This is a genomic window from Enterobacter sp. Li2LvB3 (assembly GCF_056156645.1).
In genome coordinates this window covers 22753-37452 of sequence record NZ_JBSICG010000003.1, presented here as the reverse complement: position 1 = coordinate 37452, position 14700 = coordinate 22753, and the positions used below count along the sequence as shown (strand labels likewise).

The following is a 14700-nucleotide window of genomic DNA, read 5'->3' as shown; positions in this document are numbered from 1 at the left end:
ACCTTATTCCTCCAGTTGTTGAAGACTGCGGCTGCGAATCTCTTGTTGCAGCTTCTCAATCACTTCACTTACGTCCAGGCTCCCCAGGTCTTTACCACGGCGGGTGCGAACGGCAACTTTGCCTGCTTCCACCTCTTTATCACCACAGACCAACATATACGGGACACGACGTAAAGTGTGCTCGCGGATTTTAAAGCCAATCTTCTCATTTCTCAAGTCTGCTTTTACGCGAATGCCCGCATTTTGTAGTTTCTGCGTCAATTCTTTAACGTAATCAGCCTGAGAATCGGTAATATTCATCACTACGACCTGCACTGGCGCAAGCCAGGTTGGGAAGAAGCCAGCAAACTCTTCGGTAAGGATGCCGATGAAGCGCTCCAGAGAACCGAGGATTGCACGGTGAATCATGACCGGTACCTGACGCTCGTTGTCTTCGCCAACATAAGAGGCGCTTAAACGCTGCGGCAGGGAGAAGTCCAGCTGTACAGTACCGCACTGCCATGCGCGATCGAGGCAGTCATACAGGGTAAATTCAATTTTCGGGCCGTAGAAGGCACCTTCGCCAAGCTGATATTCGAACGGAATACCGTTCTCTTCCAGCGCCACGGCCAGGTCCGCTTCTGCACGATCCCATGTCTCATCGCTACCGATACGTTTTTCCGGACGCGTAGAGAGTTTGACGACGATTTTCTCGAAGCCAAAGGTGCTATACATATCGTAGACCATACGAATACAGGCGTTAACTTCGTCACGTACCTGATCTTCCGTACAGAAGATATGCGCATCATCCTGAGTAAAACCACGAACACGCATCAGACCGTGCAGCGCACCTGATGGCTCGTTACGGTGGCAGCTACCGAATTCCGCCATACGCAGCGGCAGATCGCGGTAGGATTTCAGACCCTGGTTAAAGATCTGAACGTGACCCGGACAGTTCATTGGCTTAATGCAGTATTCACGGTTCTCAGACGAGGTGGTGAACATCGCATCTTTGTAGTTGTCCCAGTGGCCGGTTTTTTCCCACAGCACACGGTCCATCATGAACGGGCCTTTCACTTCCTGGTACTGGTATTCTTTCAGCTTGGAACGCACGAAAGTTTCCAGTTCACGGAAAATAGTCCAGCCATCGTTATGCCAGAACACCATACCCGGCGCTTCTTCCTGCATGTGATACAGGTCAAGCTGCTTACCGATTTTACGGTGGTCGCGTTTTGCGGCTTCTTCCAGGCGTTGCAGGTAGGCGCTCAGGGCTTTTTTATCTGCCCATGCGGTACCATAGATGCGCTGCAACATCTTGTTGTTGCTGTCGCCACGCCAGTAAGCGCCTGCTGTCTTCATCAGTTTGAAGTGATGACAGAAACGCATGTTCGGCACGTGCGGCCCACGGCACATGTCGATGTATTCTTCGTGATGGTACAAGCCAGGCTTGTCATCATGAGAGATGTTTTCATCAAGAATAGTGACTTTATAGTTCTCGCCGCGTTTCACGAAGGTTTCACGCGCTTCGTGCCAGCTGACTTTCTTCTTAATGACGTCATAGTTGGATTCAGCGAGCTCGTGCATACGTTTTTCGAGCGCGTCGATATCTTCCTGGGTCAGGGTGTGGTCAAGGTCAACGTCATAGTAGAAGCCGTTGTCGATAACCGGGCCAATCGCCATTTTGGTGTTTGGCCAAAGTTGCTTGATCGCATGACCTAACAGGTGCGCACAGGAGTGACGAATGATCTCCAGACCTTCTTCGTCTTTCGCAGTGATGATTGACAGTTTCGCATCGTGTTCAATCAGATCAGACGCATCAACCAGCTCACCATTTACACGGCCAGCAATGGTCGCTTTCGCGAGTCCAGGACCGATGTCCAGGGCCACATCCATTGGGCTTACAGCGTGGTCGTATTGGCGTTGGCTGCCATCAGGAAGAGTAATTACAGGCATTTTATATCCTTATTTGCAGTGATGCCCCACACATAAGAGCATATACAAAGAAAATAATCGTTATTTAACAGTAGATTACGAAACCATCTGACCAACAATCGTCAAATTGGTTCGTTATCATGCACCTGACGAAATCAGACAAATGCGGATTTACGGCAGACCTTGCAATGTTAACACTAACAAAAGGGAGAATGCACCCTCTGTGGCAGACAGAAGTACCTGGTACTTTCGCATGAGTTTGCACGGGGTCGCTTCCTGGCGCTCGCATTACAGTCGTGCTGAGCTATTCTTGAACAGGTCCTTAAACCCTAAGGGGCACAACATGAACGTATCCAGTAGAACCGTAGTTATATTGAATATACTTTCAGCCACCGGTTTATTGTTGATTCTCGCCGAAAGATTCCACTGGTTCTGAACCGTACCAGTATGATGCGGCATAACCTCATCCCCTGGATAATGCGCATTTCACCGCTCTCTTTGGTACACTGGCATTATCAACAGACAAGGATTAGGTTATGCCAACAAAACGATTTGCCGTGAAACACTGGAAAATGGTGCTGGTGTTAATTGCTATCTGCGGTGCGATGTTACTGTTGCGCTGGGCGGCAATGATCTGGGGCTAAAACGATCGTCATGGAATTAGATAAGCGAAATGCCTTTACCGAATAATACATTTCGGTGAAGGTTTTTTTGCGAATACGAAATACAGGTAATGAATAAATTTTAATTATCTTTACATCATTCTGAACCGTAAAAAAACCGGTACAACACAATCCGGTTTTTGACGGGTTGATTTATTGGTTTACTTTCAATAACAACGCGACAAGGAACGTATCAGGACCACTCACCTGCAACCAGTTTATGCACATCAAAAGCGTCATTCATTGATTGACCAGTAGATTGTGAGCCTGGGGCAATGTTAGAGCCAGCCTCAACGTCAGAAGCTTTAGCAATGCCGACCTGGGTATTGGTGTTACTGGCAGGTGGAGTAACTTCATCAGCAGCGAATACGCCAAAGGAAAGTGCAGAAAGCACCATTGCTGCTGCGGCAGTTTTGATTTTTTTCATAATCATTGTTCTCTTACTGAATTAATTCAAAACGACTTAAGGCGGAATTTTGCCTGTCTTATTAGTGTAGATCTGGATCACACTTTTGCCTAGTCGATTTATTTATCAATTCGTGTCAAATAAAATGAATGTAATACGAAGGGAGTCATTATGGAGAAATTATGGAGATATCAGCCGAATAAATATTTTAAAACACTGTTCAATATAAAATAGCACAGTTCGCAAAAATAAAAAAACGGGCCGATAATATTTCGGCCCGTGGAAATTACATTTTGTAGCCCAGAGAAATCGTGGTTCTGCGGTCGGTATGATCCGGTGCAGTATCTGGAGGCGAAGAGTTCCAGGTCACGTTGTAAGCCACTTTTAAACCAAAGTGTTCATTGATTGCGACATTCAGCGCCGTTTCGGAGTTTAGCGTTGTATCATCGGCACCGAATACAGAAACACCCTGAGTAAATTTGGTGTTGTCGGTCATCTGCCAGGCATAAGTACCAGACGCGTAGCCTAACGGTTGGGTTTTGGTATCGCCGTCAGTGTACTCGTCATAACGTACGCCTGGACCGAATTCAAAACGGAAGCTGTGAACAGGCCCGTTCAGGAACTGGCGACCATAACCTGCGGTGAATATATCACGCTGGCGATAGCCGTTGTAACGGTCGGTTAACCAGCTTGCCTGGCCAAACAGGTAGTCGAAATCGGTCATATTGTAACGGCTACGTCCACCTACTGCGTATTTTTCGGAAGAGCGTTCGTCGTTAGCGGAGGTGTTGCTGGCGTTACCCCACAAGGACCAGGCCGTGTTGCTGCCGTACCAGGTCAGCGTGCTGTCCGCCGTCAGCGAAGAACTTTTCGTGTTACCGGATTGCGCCAAATATCCGGCGTTCAGGTTACCTTCAAAGGGCTTTTGCGCCGTGGTGGGATCGTCCATGACAGTAAAAACGGTATCATCGGCGGTCGCATTCATTGACGCAAACACGCCACCCGCCAGCATCAGTGCAGCGGGTACTGTCTTCAAAAGCTTCATTTTATTAAGGAGTCCGTACAACAAAAAAAGAGACCATCTCGGTCCCGGAAACTTTCTTGAGGATCAATGACAAGGCGTCCAGAGAAAGGTAATAAATTATAAAAAGGCTCAAATAACATAGCAACGTTTTCTTATTTCATTTTTTGAATAAGAACGATCCCAAAACGAGTTTTATTTTATAAAACAATTTGGTTACTTTTCTCATTATTCATATTGAAAATCATGATGTTAATTACTTTGCCTTCTGGTGAATTGGTGCCAGGATTACTGATACCCATACTAAAAGGAGGTAATGATGGTTTCTATTTATACACTGACGCTCTCCCCTTCCCTCGACTCCGCCACCCTGACGCCGCAGATTTACCCGGAAGGTAAACTGCGCTGTAGCGCCCCTGTGTTTGAACCAGGCGGTGGCGGGATCAACGTGGCGCGGGCCATTACGCACCTCGGCGGAAAGGCAACGGCAATATTCCCCGCGGGCGGCGCTACCGGGGAGCATCTGGTCGCACTGTTGGCAGACGAAAAGGTCGCGGTTTCAACCGTTAATGCCCAGGACTGGACGCGACAGAACCTGCACGTTCACGTGACGTCCAGCGACGAACAGTACCGTTTTGTTATGCCTGGCGCGAAGCTCAGCGAAGATGAGTTTCGCCAACTCGAGGAAAAAGTCCTGGCTATTGAGAGTGGCGCATTGCTGGTCATTAGCGGCAGTCTGCCGCCTGGCGTCAAAGCGGAAAGACTGACGCAACTGATTCGGGCAGCGCAGTTGCGGGGGATCCGCTGTATTGTTGATAGCTCGGGTGAGGCGCTTCAGGCCGCTTTAGCGCCAGGGCAACTTGAGCTGGTCAAACCCAACCAGAAAGAGTTAAGTGCGCTGGTCAATCGCGAGCTCACCCAGCCTGACGATGTTCGTACCGCAGCGCTAGAACTGGTTCGCAGCGGCAAAGCCCTACGCGTGGTCGTGTCTCTTGGCCCACAAGGAGCATTAGCCGTTGATGGTTCCAGTTTTGTGCAGGTCGTCCCGCCGCCAATGAAAAGCCAGAGCACCGTGGGTGCTGGCGACAGCATGGTGGGAGCAATGGTGCTCAAACTCGCTCAAGGGGCCTCGCTACTTGAGATGACACGTTACGGTGTGGCGGCGGGTAGCGCGGCAACCATCAACCATGGTACGCGGTTGTGTTCCCTTACCGATACGCAAAAAATTGTGGATTACCTCTCCAGAAGTTAAGGCATTTACCCCTTCTTTATGGAGGGGAAATGCGCTCCGGATTCGCCAAACGCGTACTATCGACTATGCTAAGAAAACTTTCATGATAACAATGAGGTGAAATATGAGCAGTGGGGACATCACTCGCTACGTCATAACCGTTAGTTTTCATGATGCATCACTGACCGAACTCAATGAAATCAATAATGCCTTCACTCGCGCAAACTTTTTACTCACGCTGACGGATGAAGAAGGCAATATTCATGAGCTCGGCACGCTGACGTTTGGGCTGATAAGCGCGTTAACCATCGATGAGGTAAGCGCGCTGGCAAACAGCCTGATTGAAAGTGCCACCCACAAAACAGCCGAAATTGACGTAGGCACCTGGGAAAACTGGCAAAAAAAAGAACAATAAGTGCCCTGCATGGATCCAAACAGCTCAGGTGTGCGTTAGTTCGTATTTTTTTACAGCGGTTTTGCGCTAACTTTATGATCTGGCAGACAACATGGGAGAGACATCATGTGGCAGGCTATCAGTCATCTTTTAAGTGAGCAACTGGGTGAAGGTGAAATTGAACTGCGTAACGAACTGCCAGGCGGAGAGATCCACGCCGCATGGCATTTACGCTACGCAGGACGTGATTTCTTCGTGAAGTGTGATGAACGGGAGCTTCTCCCTATCTTCACTGCCGAAGCCGACCAGTTAGAGCTATTATCTCGCAGCAAGACCGTAACAGTCCCTCAGGTCTGGGCGTTAGGCAGCGATCGTGACTACAGCTTTCTGGTCATGGATTATCTCCCTGCCCGTCCGTTAGATGCCCATAATGCCTTTATTCTTGGGCAGCAACTGGCGCGTCTGCACCAGTGGAGCGACCAGCCCCAGTTTGGGCTAGATTTTGATAACGATCTCTCCACCACTCCGCAACCCAATACCTGGCAACGCCGCTGGTCAACCTTCTTTGCCGAACAACGTATCGGCTGGCAGCTTGAGCTGGCCGCGGAAAAAGGGCTGGAATTTGGCAATATCGACGCCATTGTTGAACATGTTCAGCAACGTCTTGCTTCGCATCAGCCGCAACCTTCGCTGCTGCATGGCGATTTATGGTCAGGAAACTGCGCGCTGGGTCCAGATGGGCCATTTATTTTCGACCCGGCCTGCTACTGGGGCGACCGAGAGTGCGACCTTGCCATGCTGCCTCTCCATCCTGAACAGCCTGCGCAAATCTACGACGGGTATCAGTCAGTTTCGCCACTCCCGGCAGACTTCCTACAGCGCCAGCCGGTTTACCAGCTTTACACCCTGATTAACCGTGCGATTTTGTTTGGCGGCGAGCACCTCGTGAATGCCCAGCGTGCGCTGGAGCGCGTACTGGCGGCATAAGACAGGAACGGGTGGGCCAGATGCCACCCGTTAATTCTTATAAAAAACCGAGTAACGAGAAGAAGAAATATCCGGCCACGATAATTATCACCGGCAGGATGTAGAGCGGGAAAATTTGCAGGAAAATGGTGTGACGCGGGACCACAATGCGGGACTCAATTTGCTCGCGGCTCATTCCTTCTGCCCCTTTCGCCTGCTCCAGAATCAGCTGGTCTTCCACACCTTCACGCAAAAAGCGTGTCTGACGGCTCATTCTGGCACCCGATGCCTGGAGCGCCATCGCCACAAAGATCAGGGCATAGATTATCCAGAATCCGACATTGAGCTTCTGATGAAAATCGGGTGTTGGCGAGTTGAACCAGAAGAAGTTTAAAAAAGGCGTATTAAAACGCATCATCTCAATCATAACATGCGCAAAATCAAGCATTACCGCATTGATACCCGGCTGTTTTTCGCTGTGATCGTACATAAACTTAAGCACAGAAATCAGCGTGGAAATCACGGCCGGAATAAAGATCACCCACCCGGCAATACGTTTTAAGACAGCAATGCGTCCAGCTTGTTGATACGTCATCAGTTCCCCTTCCAAAAGACGCGTTATTTGTGCCTAAGTCTACCTGCTGCCCATCATTTTCGCCCGCTCTTTAAAGGCAATATGCTAAATTGCAGACTGCACTTAGCACTTATCGTCTGTCGTACACCCTGAATTAAGGAGAAGTTGTGATGTCGACACCGCGCCAAATTCTTGCCGCTATTTTTGACATGGATGGATTACTTATTGATTCCGAGCCGCTGTGGGATCGTGCAGAACTGGATGTCATGGCCAGCCTTGGCGTGGACATTCGTCGCCGTAACGAACTTCCCGATACGCTCGGGTTACGTATCGACATGGTGGTTGAACTTTGGTACGCCCACCAGCCGTGGATTGGGCCCGACCGCGACGAAGTGACTGCGCGCATTATCAATCGCGCGATTGCCCTGGTTGAAGAGAACCGCCCGTTGTTACCCGGCGTGCGTGACGCAATCGCCCTGTGCAAAGCGCAAGGCCTTAAGGTTGGGCTGGCTTCTGCTTCACCGCTGCATATGCTGGAAAAAGTGCTGACGATGTTCGAGCTGCGTGACAGCTTTGATGCACTGGCATCAGCAGAAAAGCTCCCCTATAGCAAACCGCATCCACAGGTCTACATGGACTGCGCCGCGAAGCTTGGGCTTGATCCTCTCAGCTGTGTTGCGCTGGAAGATTCCGTTAACGGCATGGTGGCATCGAAGTCTGCGCGGATGCGCTCAATTGTCGTCCCTGCCGAAGAAGGCCGGCACGATCCGCGCTTTGCGCTTGCTGACGTTAAACTTGCCTCGCTGAACGACCTTACAGTGCAACATCTGCGCGGTGAATAACCCATTCTCTCAGGCAGCACTCGCTGCCTGAATCTGCAAATCACAAAAATAAAACATCGTTTCATTTTATTTGCTTTTCTGCTTATTGCCTCCTATTCTTGGGTCAGAACGACAATAACCCTACTTCTGAGGCGCATATGATACAGGATACCTTCACTCTTTCTGGAAAAGTGGCCATCGTCACCGGGTGTGATACCGGGCTTGGACAAGGAATGGCCGTTGCGCTGGCTCAGGCCGGGTGTGATATCGTGGGGGTAAACCGGAAAATCCCTGAAGAAACGGCCGCCCGGGTCACCGCCCTCGGCAGACGTTTTCTGGCGATTAGGGCCGACCTCGGCCAGCAGGAAAGTATCCATGACGTCGTCACTAAAGCGGTTGCAGAGATGGGGCACGTCGATATTCTGGTGAATAATGCAGGCACCATCCGCCGTGCAGACGCACTTTCCTTCAGTGAAAAAGACTGGGACGAGGTCGTTGACCTGAATCTGAAATCTGTCTTTTTCCTTTCTCAGGCAGTCGCCCGGCAGTTTATTGTCCAGGGCCAGGGCGGTAAAATCATCAACATTGCCTCTATGCTCTCGTTCCAGGGCGGTATCCGCGTTCCCTCTTATACGGCCTCGAAAAGTGGCGTCCTTGGTATCACCCGCCTTCTGGCAAATGAGTGGGCGGCTCAGGGGATTAACGTCAATGCGATTGCGCCGGGCTACATGGCAACCAACAATACACAGCAGTTACGTGATGATGAGCAACGCAGCCAGGCGATCCTTGACCGTATTCCTGCGGGGCGATGGGGGTTACCCGAGGATCTGCAAGGCCCGGTAGTATTCCTGGCGTCACCGGCATCAGACTACATTAATGGTCACACCTTAGCCGTTGATGGCGGTTGGCTCGCACGCTAGCGCAGTTTGTGACAAAGAGTTACACCGTCACCTCTTCCGCCCACTGTATAAAAACCCTATACTGTATGAATTGACAGTTTCCTGGGTTTTATCATGACGGCGGAAGGCCACCTGCTTTTTTCTATTGCTTGTGCAGTGTTTGCCAAAAACGCTGAGCTAACGCCCGTGCTGGCCCAGGGTGACTGGTGGCATATTGTGCCTTCAGCGGTGCTGACCTGCCTGCTACCCGATATCGATCACCCTAAGTCATTTCTTGGGCAGCGGTTGAAGTGGGTTTCCAAACCCATCGCCCGGGCGTTTGGTCACCGGGGGTTCACTCACAGCCTGCTGGCCGTATTTGGTCTGTTGACCCTCTTCTATTTAAAGGTTCCTGAAAGCTGGATTGTGCCCGCAGATGCTATTCAGGGCATGGTACTCGGCTATCTGAGCCATATTCTCGCCGATATGCTGACCCCTGCGGGTGTACCGCTGCTGTGGCCGTGCCGCTGGCGGTTCCGCCTGCCGATTCTTGCCCCGCAGAAAGGTAATCAGCTGGAGCGCTTTTTATGCATGGCGCTTTTTGCCTATGCCGTGTGGATGCCGCAAACCTTGCCCGAAAATGGTGCAGTTCGCTGGTCTTCTCAGATGATCAATTCGCTGCAATTTCAGTTCAATCGATTTATTAATAATCAAATTGAACATTAAACCCGCAGATTCAACGCATTTGTCATAACCCATTCCATTTGGATATAAGCGCTACATCACACTTCTGCTAACCTTGCGCCAACAGGTTCGGGAATACCGACCACATAATAAATCAGGAGAACGGGGATGAACTTTCCACTCATCGCGAACGTGGTTGTGTTCGCTATTTTGCTATTGCTTCTGGCTCAGGCGCGCCACAAACAGTGGAGCCTGGCAAAGAAAGTACTGATCGGTCTGGGTATGGGTGTCGTGTTTGGTCTGGCATTACAGGCTATTTACGGCTCAGATAATCCGGTACTGAAAGATTCTATTCAGTGGTTCAACATCGTGGGTAACGGCTACGTACAGCTGCTACAGATGATCGTTATGCCGCTGGTGTTTGCTTCTATTCTGAGTGCCGTTGCACGTCTGCATAACGCCACTCAGTTAGGTAAAATCAGTTTTCTGACCATCGGCACGCTGCTGTTCACCACGCTGATTGCCGCACTGGTGGGTGTTCTGGTGACCAACCTGTTTGGTCTGACCGCAGAAGGTCTGGTGCAAGGCTCTGCTGAAACCGCGCGTCTGGCTGCCATTCAGTCTAACTACGTGGGCAAAGTCGCCGACCTGACCGTTCCGCAAATGGTGCTCTCCTTCATTCCGAAGAACCCGTTTGCTGACCTGACCGGTGCGAACCCAACCTCCATTATCAGTGTGGTTATCTTCGCAGCCTTCCTGGGTGTGGCAGCACTGAAACTGCTGAAAGACGATGCTCCGAAAGGTGAACGCGTTCTGACGGCTATCGATACCCTGCAAAGCTGGGTAATGAAGCTGGTGCGTCTGGTGATGCAGTTAACACCATACGGCGTACTGGCCCTGATGACCAAAGTCGTCGCAGGATCTAACTTGCAGGACATCATTAAGCTGGGTAGCTTTGTGGTTGCCTCTTACCTGGGTCTGGGCATCATGTTCGTGGTGCATGGCATCCTGCTGGGTGTGAACGGCGTTAGCCCGCTGAAATACTTCCGCAAAGTGTGGCCGGTACTGACATTTGCCTTCACCAGCCGTTCCAGCGCAGCATCCATTCCGCTGAACGTTGAAGCGCAAACCCGTCGTCTGGGTGTGCCTGAATCTATCGCCAGCTTCTCTGCTTCCTTTGGCGCTACCATCGGTCAGAATGGTTGTGCGGGTCTTTACCCGGCAATGCTGGCAGTGATGGTTGCTCCTACTGTGGGTATTAACCCGCTCGACCCGGTGTGGATTGCAACGCTTGTGGGCATTGTCACCGTGAGCTCCGCAGGTGTTGCTGGTGTGGGTGGCGGTGCGACCTTTGCAGCGCTGATCGTATTGCCTGCGCTGGGTCTGCCGGTCACTCTGGTTGCGCTGCTGATTTCCGTAGAGCCGCTGATTGATATGGGTCGTACCGCACTGAACGTGAGCGGCTCCATGACCGCGGGTACGCTGACAAGCCAGTGGTTAAAACAGACTGACAAAGCTGTTCTGGAAAGTGAAGACGACGTCGAACTGGCGCACCGTTAATCACTGGTGAATTAAAAAAACCGCCTGATGGCGGTTTTTTTATGGTTGTTATTCTTCAACATCTTCATCCTGGCGGGTCTGTACCGCCCAGCGCTGCGCCGATTCCGGCACCGTAAACACAGGGGAACGACGGAAGTGTTCGCCTATCAGCACAAAGGCCACGTATTTTCCCCGTAGCTGCCAGACATCGCGAAAACCATCCACTTTCAGAGCATGGTCAGGCGGAGCGGGTTCAACGCGGGGCACATAGCTAATAACCTGGCGGTTTTGTTGACGAAGAGGTTTCATAAGAGACTGGTTCACTAAAGCAAATTCTGGAAACAGGAAAATTCTATGATAGCCGATCCTTCCCCCACGCGTCGCGCCTTCCATGCTGTATGTCCTTTCTTTTGCTCGTATCGACCTAAAAACCGTACGACCTGATGCCCTCACCCAATCTCCCCACGGGAGAAAGAGAAAACAAAAAAAACGGTAACGCCTGTTACCGTTTTGCTTTTACCTCGTACCCGGCACTGCTTACAGATCCTTGAACGTCCCCAGACGATACCCGCGCTCGGCAATCGCATATTTCAGCGATGCCGATGTCAACACATCCAGCTCCGCCAGGCGTGGCCAGCAGTAGGCGCTTTTGCGCACGGTGTTGTCGACAAACGCCGGGTGCGCCATCACCTCCAGCGATCGTTCACCGCGAGCAGCGGAATCATCCAGCACGCTCAGAAACAGTGCTTCGCTTATCTCATCACCGTAAAATGCGCTACTGAAACCTTCGGTCGTTGCCGCAGACGATAACAACAGCCCGTGCAGCGCCTGTACTTCACGATCCACACGCATCGCCACCCCTTTACGGCGTGCAAAATCAGCAACAATCGGGAATATCGCCGGGATCATATGCACGTGATGATGGCTATCAATATGCGTCGGCTCACAACCGAAGAGATCGACAAACCGGTTGAACTGACAATCCAGCTCACGGGTAATTTCCTCAAGTGGCAACGTATTCTGCTCGGCCATTTCCCAGATCCATTTACCCAACTGTCCATCGCGTGTCAGCCCTGGCATCGGTGAAATCGGCATCCCGAGTGTGAGGACAAAGTGCATCCCCACCCCCAGCTCCGGGACTTCACGGCTCAGGGATGCCGCATGGTCAACCGCCTCGCCGTTGACAAGCGCAGTGGTCGAGGTCACCACACCCCGACGACAGGCTTCAATGATGCCGTAGTTCTGCCCTTTCGACAGGCCAAAATCGTCGGCGTTTACGATCAGCAGGTTTTCCATCGCTCTCCCTCTTAACGGTGGTTGAACTTCAGTTTCTCAACCGTTGCAGCAAAGTTTGGCAGCCATTTTTCATGCGCCAGGATCATCTCGCTCGCCAGCTGTTCTGCGTCACGATCGGAATGCACCAGCGGGCTCAGGTTCAGCGCCAGAAGCACATCATTCAGCTCGCCGCTCAGCGCCGCGTTGCTTGCAGCCACTTCAAACCCTTTGATTGTGTGGATGAGCCCCATGACTTTGTCATCAAAGTGAGTGATACGCGGATGTGGTTTCGCGCCATCGCGACCCAGGATGCAAGTCATCTCAACTGCCCAGTCAGCCGGAATGTTGTCGATGTGTCCATGGTGCGGCACGTTGACGTAGTGCTCTGCCTGCTTGTCGTTGTAGATAGCGTTGATCACTTCACAGGCTGCGTCTGAATAGTACGCCCCGCCGCGCTGTTCCAGCTCTTTTGGTTTCACGTTCAGGTTTGGATCTTTGTACAAATCAAACAGTTGTTTTTCAACTTTCTGCACTACCTGCGCACGCGCGCCGCCTTTATAGTACTCGCCCATTTCGATGGCCAGCATCTCTTTCTGCTTGAAGTAGTAAAGCAGATACGAACATGGCAGCAGGTTCAGGGAGCGGATCAGCCCTTCGCTGAACGGCAGATCGAAGATATTTTTAACTGATGCCGCGGTCAGGCGACCCGAAGCCACGCCGTCCAGCAGTTCAGCAAAGCGCGATTTACCGTTAACAATCACATCTTTGATAAAGACCATGTGGTTCAGGCCGAACAGATCGATGGAGAGGTCGTCGCTGTCGCTCAGTTCCAGCACGTCGCTGATAAACATTTTCATGCCGATCGGAATGTTACACACACCGATAAAGCGTTTAAAACCGGTATGACGATAGACGGCTTCGGTCACCATGCCAGCCGGGTTGGTAAAGTTAATTACCCACGCATTCGGGCAAATTTCTTCCACATCTTTGATGATGTCGAAAATAACCGGAATGGTACGCAGACCTTTAAACAGACCACCCGCGCCGTTGGTTTCCTGGCCCAGATAACCGTGGCTCAGCGGGATGCGCTCGTCCAGTTCACGTGCTTTCAACTGGCCTACTCGCAGCTGAGTTGTCACGAAGTCGGCATCTTTCAGCGCCAGACGGCGATCCAGTGTTTTATGCACGGTTAACGGTACGCCCGCTTTTTCGACCATACGCTTGCACAGTTCGAAAATAATATTCAGCTTCTCTTGCCCTTCTTCAACGTCCACCAGCCATAATTCGCTGACCGGCAACTCATGATAACGCTTCAGAAAACCTTCGAGTAATTCCGGGGTATAACTGCTGCCGCCGCCAATGGTTACGACTTTTAATTTCTGTTGCATAATATCTCCCTTAACGTATCAGGTTAACCGCCTGCAAAGTATAGCGCTCTCGTCCCGCTATTTTGGGCAAGCAATTACGTCAATATTTCTGGCGGATAATACCGCCGATAGTCAATTAATTACCGTTAAGTTTTTCCGGTAACTGTTTGGCGTGAATGAGGTGAATTTTTTAAATGTTTTAATAAACAGGCTGGGACTACTGTAGCCGGACTCATACGCAATATCGGTTACAGAGTAGTTGGTAATTTCCAGTTGTTTTTTTGCAAAGTTGATGCGGATCTCATTAATAATTTGCACCGGCGTCTTGCGATAGTAACGCTGCGTTGCCCGGGTTAAATATTCCTGAGATTTACCTGACAGGGTCACCATATTCTCCAGCGCGTTGTCGCTGAACTGGCCTTTATCGTGCATAAGCTCGACGGTGCCACGTAACCACTGTGGGATATCGTCAATCACCTGCTGCTCTTCACGATGGTGACGCAGGCGGTTCATCACGTAGAAGGTTACCGTTTCAATAAACTCGTCGAACTCATTGTCGCGGAAGTTAAGTGAAGCAATGACCGTTTCTATCCAGGTCATAAACTCGTTTTTAACGCGATACACCTGTGACGCCACAAAGCAGAACGGCACCAGCGGCAGATAGTGTTTCTCAAAGAAGCGTTTGCTGACGCCGACATTGAGAATACGCGTCGCGCCAAATTCGTAAAAGCTCTGGTGGTAGGAGCCCATCGGCAGGAAGACAAAATCACCACGTTCCAGCAGAACACGCTTACCGTTGATCTCCTGGTAGTAACGTCCGGTCAGAACAATCGTGAACTCGTAGTAGTCATGCTGGTGCAGGCCACTGGCGCTCTCCGTCTTGTTGTAAATAACCACGTGAAAATTCTTGCCATTAAACAGTTGCTGCTCAAGTGCGGTTTTAATTTCCATCGTGCTGACCTCCTGCTACT

17 protein-coding genes are annotated in these 14700 nt (G+C 50.9%); 9 read left to right on the top strand and 8 right to left on the bottom strand.

The annotated features are described in order from the left end of the window. Positions 1–3: 3 nt before the first annotated feature. Positions 4–1932, bottom strand: a complete 1929-nt coding sequence (gene thrS, locus ACS603_RS03140) for a threonine--tRNA ligase (protein WP_315688380.1) — start codon at positions 1930–1932, stop codon at positions 4–6. A gap of 142 nt (positions 1933–2074) precedes the next feature. Between thrS and yncL the strand changes: the two genes are divergently transcribed. Together yncL and yniD are read left to right on the top strand one after the other, a co-directional pair. Then, positions 2075–2347, top strand: a complete 273-nt coding sequence (gene yncL / locus ACS603_RS03135) for a stress response membrane protein YncL (protein WP_474943747.1) — start codon at positions 2075–2077, stop codon at positions 2345–2347. Positions 2348–2447: 100 nt separating this feature from the next. Next, positions 2448–2555, top strand: a complete 108-nt coding sequence (yniD, locus tag ACS603_RS03130) for a small membrane protein YniD (RefSeq protein WP_008500658.1) — start codon at positions 2448–2450, stop codon at positions 2553–2555. A gap of 211 nt (positions 2556–2766) precedes the next feature. Here the strand turns inward: yniD and ACS603_RS03125 are convergent, their stop codons facing one another. Then, on the bottom strand, positions 2767–3000 hold the full coding sequence (locus tag ACS603_RS03125; RefSeq protein WP_166716884.1) for a YdgH/BhsA/McbA family protein: 234 nt from the start codon (positions 2998–3000) through the stop codon (positions 2767–2769). 265 nt (positions 3001–3265) lie between these two features. Continuing rightward, entirely contained in the window at positions 3266–4024 is a 759-nt protein-coding gene (locus ACS603_RS03120; RefSeq protein ID WP_182060650.1) for a DUF481 domain-containing protein, read from the bottom strand. A 295-nt stretch (positions 4025–4319) separates the two neighbouring features. On the opposite strand from ACS603_RS03120, the gene pfkB reads away from it, so the two are divergent. The 3 genes from pfkB (at position 4320) to ACS603_RS03105 (ending at position 6612) form a co-directional block, all read left to right on the top strand. Continuing rightward, a complete protein-coding gene (gene pfkB, locus ACS603_RS03115; protein ID WP_182063563.1) occupies positions 4320–5252 on the top strand; it encodes a 6-phosphofructokinase II in 933 nt (310 codons plus the stop codon). Positions 5253–5355: 103 nt separating this feature from the next. Further along, positions 5356–5646, top strand: coding sequence for a type V toxin-antitoxin system endoribonuclease antitoxin GhoS (gene ghoS / locus ACS603_RS03110; protein ID WP_474943746.1), 291 nt, complete (start codon positions 5356–5358; stop codon positions 5644–5646). 105 nt (positions 5647–5751) lie between these two features. Next, entirely contained in the window at positions 5752–6612 is an 861-nt protein-coding gene (locus ACS603_RS03105; protein WP_182060648.1) for a fructosamine kinase family protein, read from the top strand. Between the two features lie 37 nt (positions 6613–6649). Here ACS603_RS03105 and ACS603_RS03100 read toward each other — a convergent pair whose 3' ends face one another. Then, on the bottom strand, positions 6650–7186 hold the full coding sequence (locus tag ACS603_RS03100; protein WP_315688379.1) for a YniB family protein: 537 nt from the start codon (positions 7184–7186) through the stop codon (positions 6650–6652). A gap of 149 nt (positions 7187–7335) precedes the next feature. Between ACS603_RS03100 and hxpB the strand changes: the two genes are divergently transcribed. The 4 genes from hxpB (at position 7336) to ACS603_RS03080 (ending at position 11108) form a co-directional block, all read left to right on the top strand. Beyond that, positions 7336–8007, top strand: coding sequence for a hexitol phosphatase HxpB (gene hxpB / locus ACS603_RS03095; protein ID WP_474943745.1), 672 nt, complete (start codon positions 7336–7338; stop codon positions 8005–8007). A 137-nt stretch (positions 8008–8144) separates the two neighbouring features. Then, positions 8145–8906 (top strand): 2-dehydro-3-deoxy-D-gluconate 5-dehydrogenase KduD, encoded by a 762-nt coding sequence (gene kduD, locus ACS603_RS03090; protein WP_474943744.1) that lies wholly within the window; start codon positions 8145–8147, stop codon positions 8904–8906. Between the two features lie 93 nt (positions 8907–8999). Next, positions 9000–9590, top strand: a complete 591-nt coding sequence (locus ACS603_RS03085) for a metal-dependent hydrolase (RefSeq protein ID WP_182060644.1) — start codon at positions 9000–9002, stop codon at positions 9588–9590. Between the two features lie 126 nt (positions 9591–9716). Further along, positions 9717–11108: an L-cystine transporter gene (locus tag ACS603_RS03080; RefSeq protein WP_182060643.1), complete on the top strand. Its 1392-nt coding sequence runs from the start codon at positions 9717–9719 to the stop codon at positions 11106–11108. A gap of 48 nt (positions 11109–11156) precedes the next feature. Here ACS603_RS03080 and cedA read toward each other — a convergent pair whose 3' ends face one another. From cedA to chbR, 4 genes are all read right to left on the bottom strand, one after another. After that, complete coding sequence (gene cedA / locus ACS603_RS03075) at positions 11157–11411, bottom strand: cell division activator CedA (RefSeq protein WP_220458416.1); 255 nt, start codon at positions 11409–11411, stop codon at positions 11157–11159. Between the two features lie 213 nt (positions 11412–11624). After that, a complete protein-coding gene (gene chbG / locus ACS603_RS03070) occupies positions 11625–12383 on the bottom strand; it encodes a chitin disaccharide deacetylase (RefSeq protein WP_182060641.1) in 759 nt (252 codons plus the stop codon). A gap of 11 nt (positions 12384–12394) precedes the next feature. Then, positions 12395–13750 carry a 6-phospho-beta-glucosidase gene (locus ACS603_RS03065; RefSeq protein ID WP_315688376.1) on the bottom strand — a complete coding sequence of 452 codons (1356 nt, stop codon included), beginning with the start codon at positions 13748–13750 and terminating at the stop codon, positions 12395–12397. 111 nt (positions 13751–13861) lie between these two features. Then, entirely contained in the window at positions 13862–14680 is an 819-nt protein-coding gene (gene chbR / locus ACS603_RS03060; protein WP_182060639.1) for a transcriptional regulator ChbR, read from the bottom strand. Positions 14681–14700 lie beyond the last annotated feature (20 nt).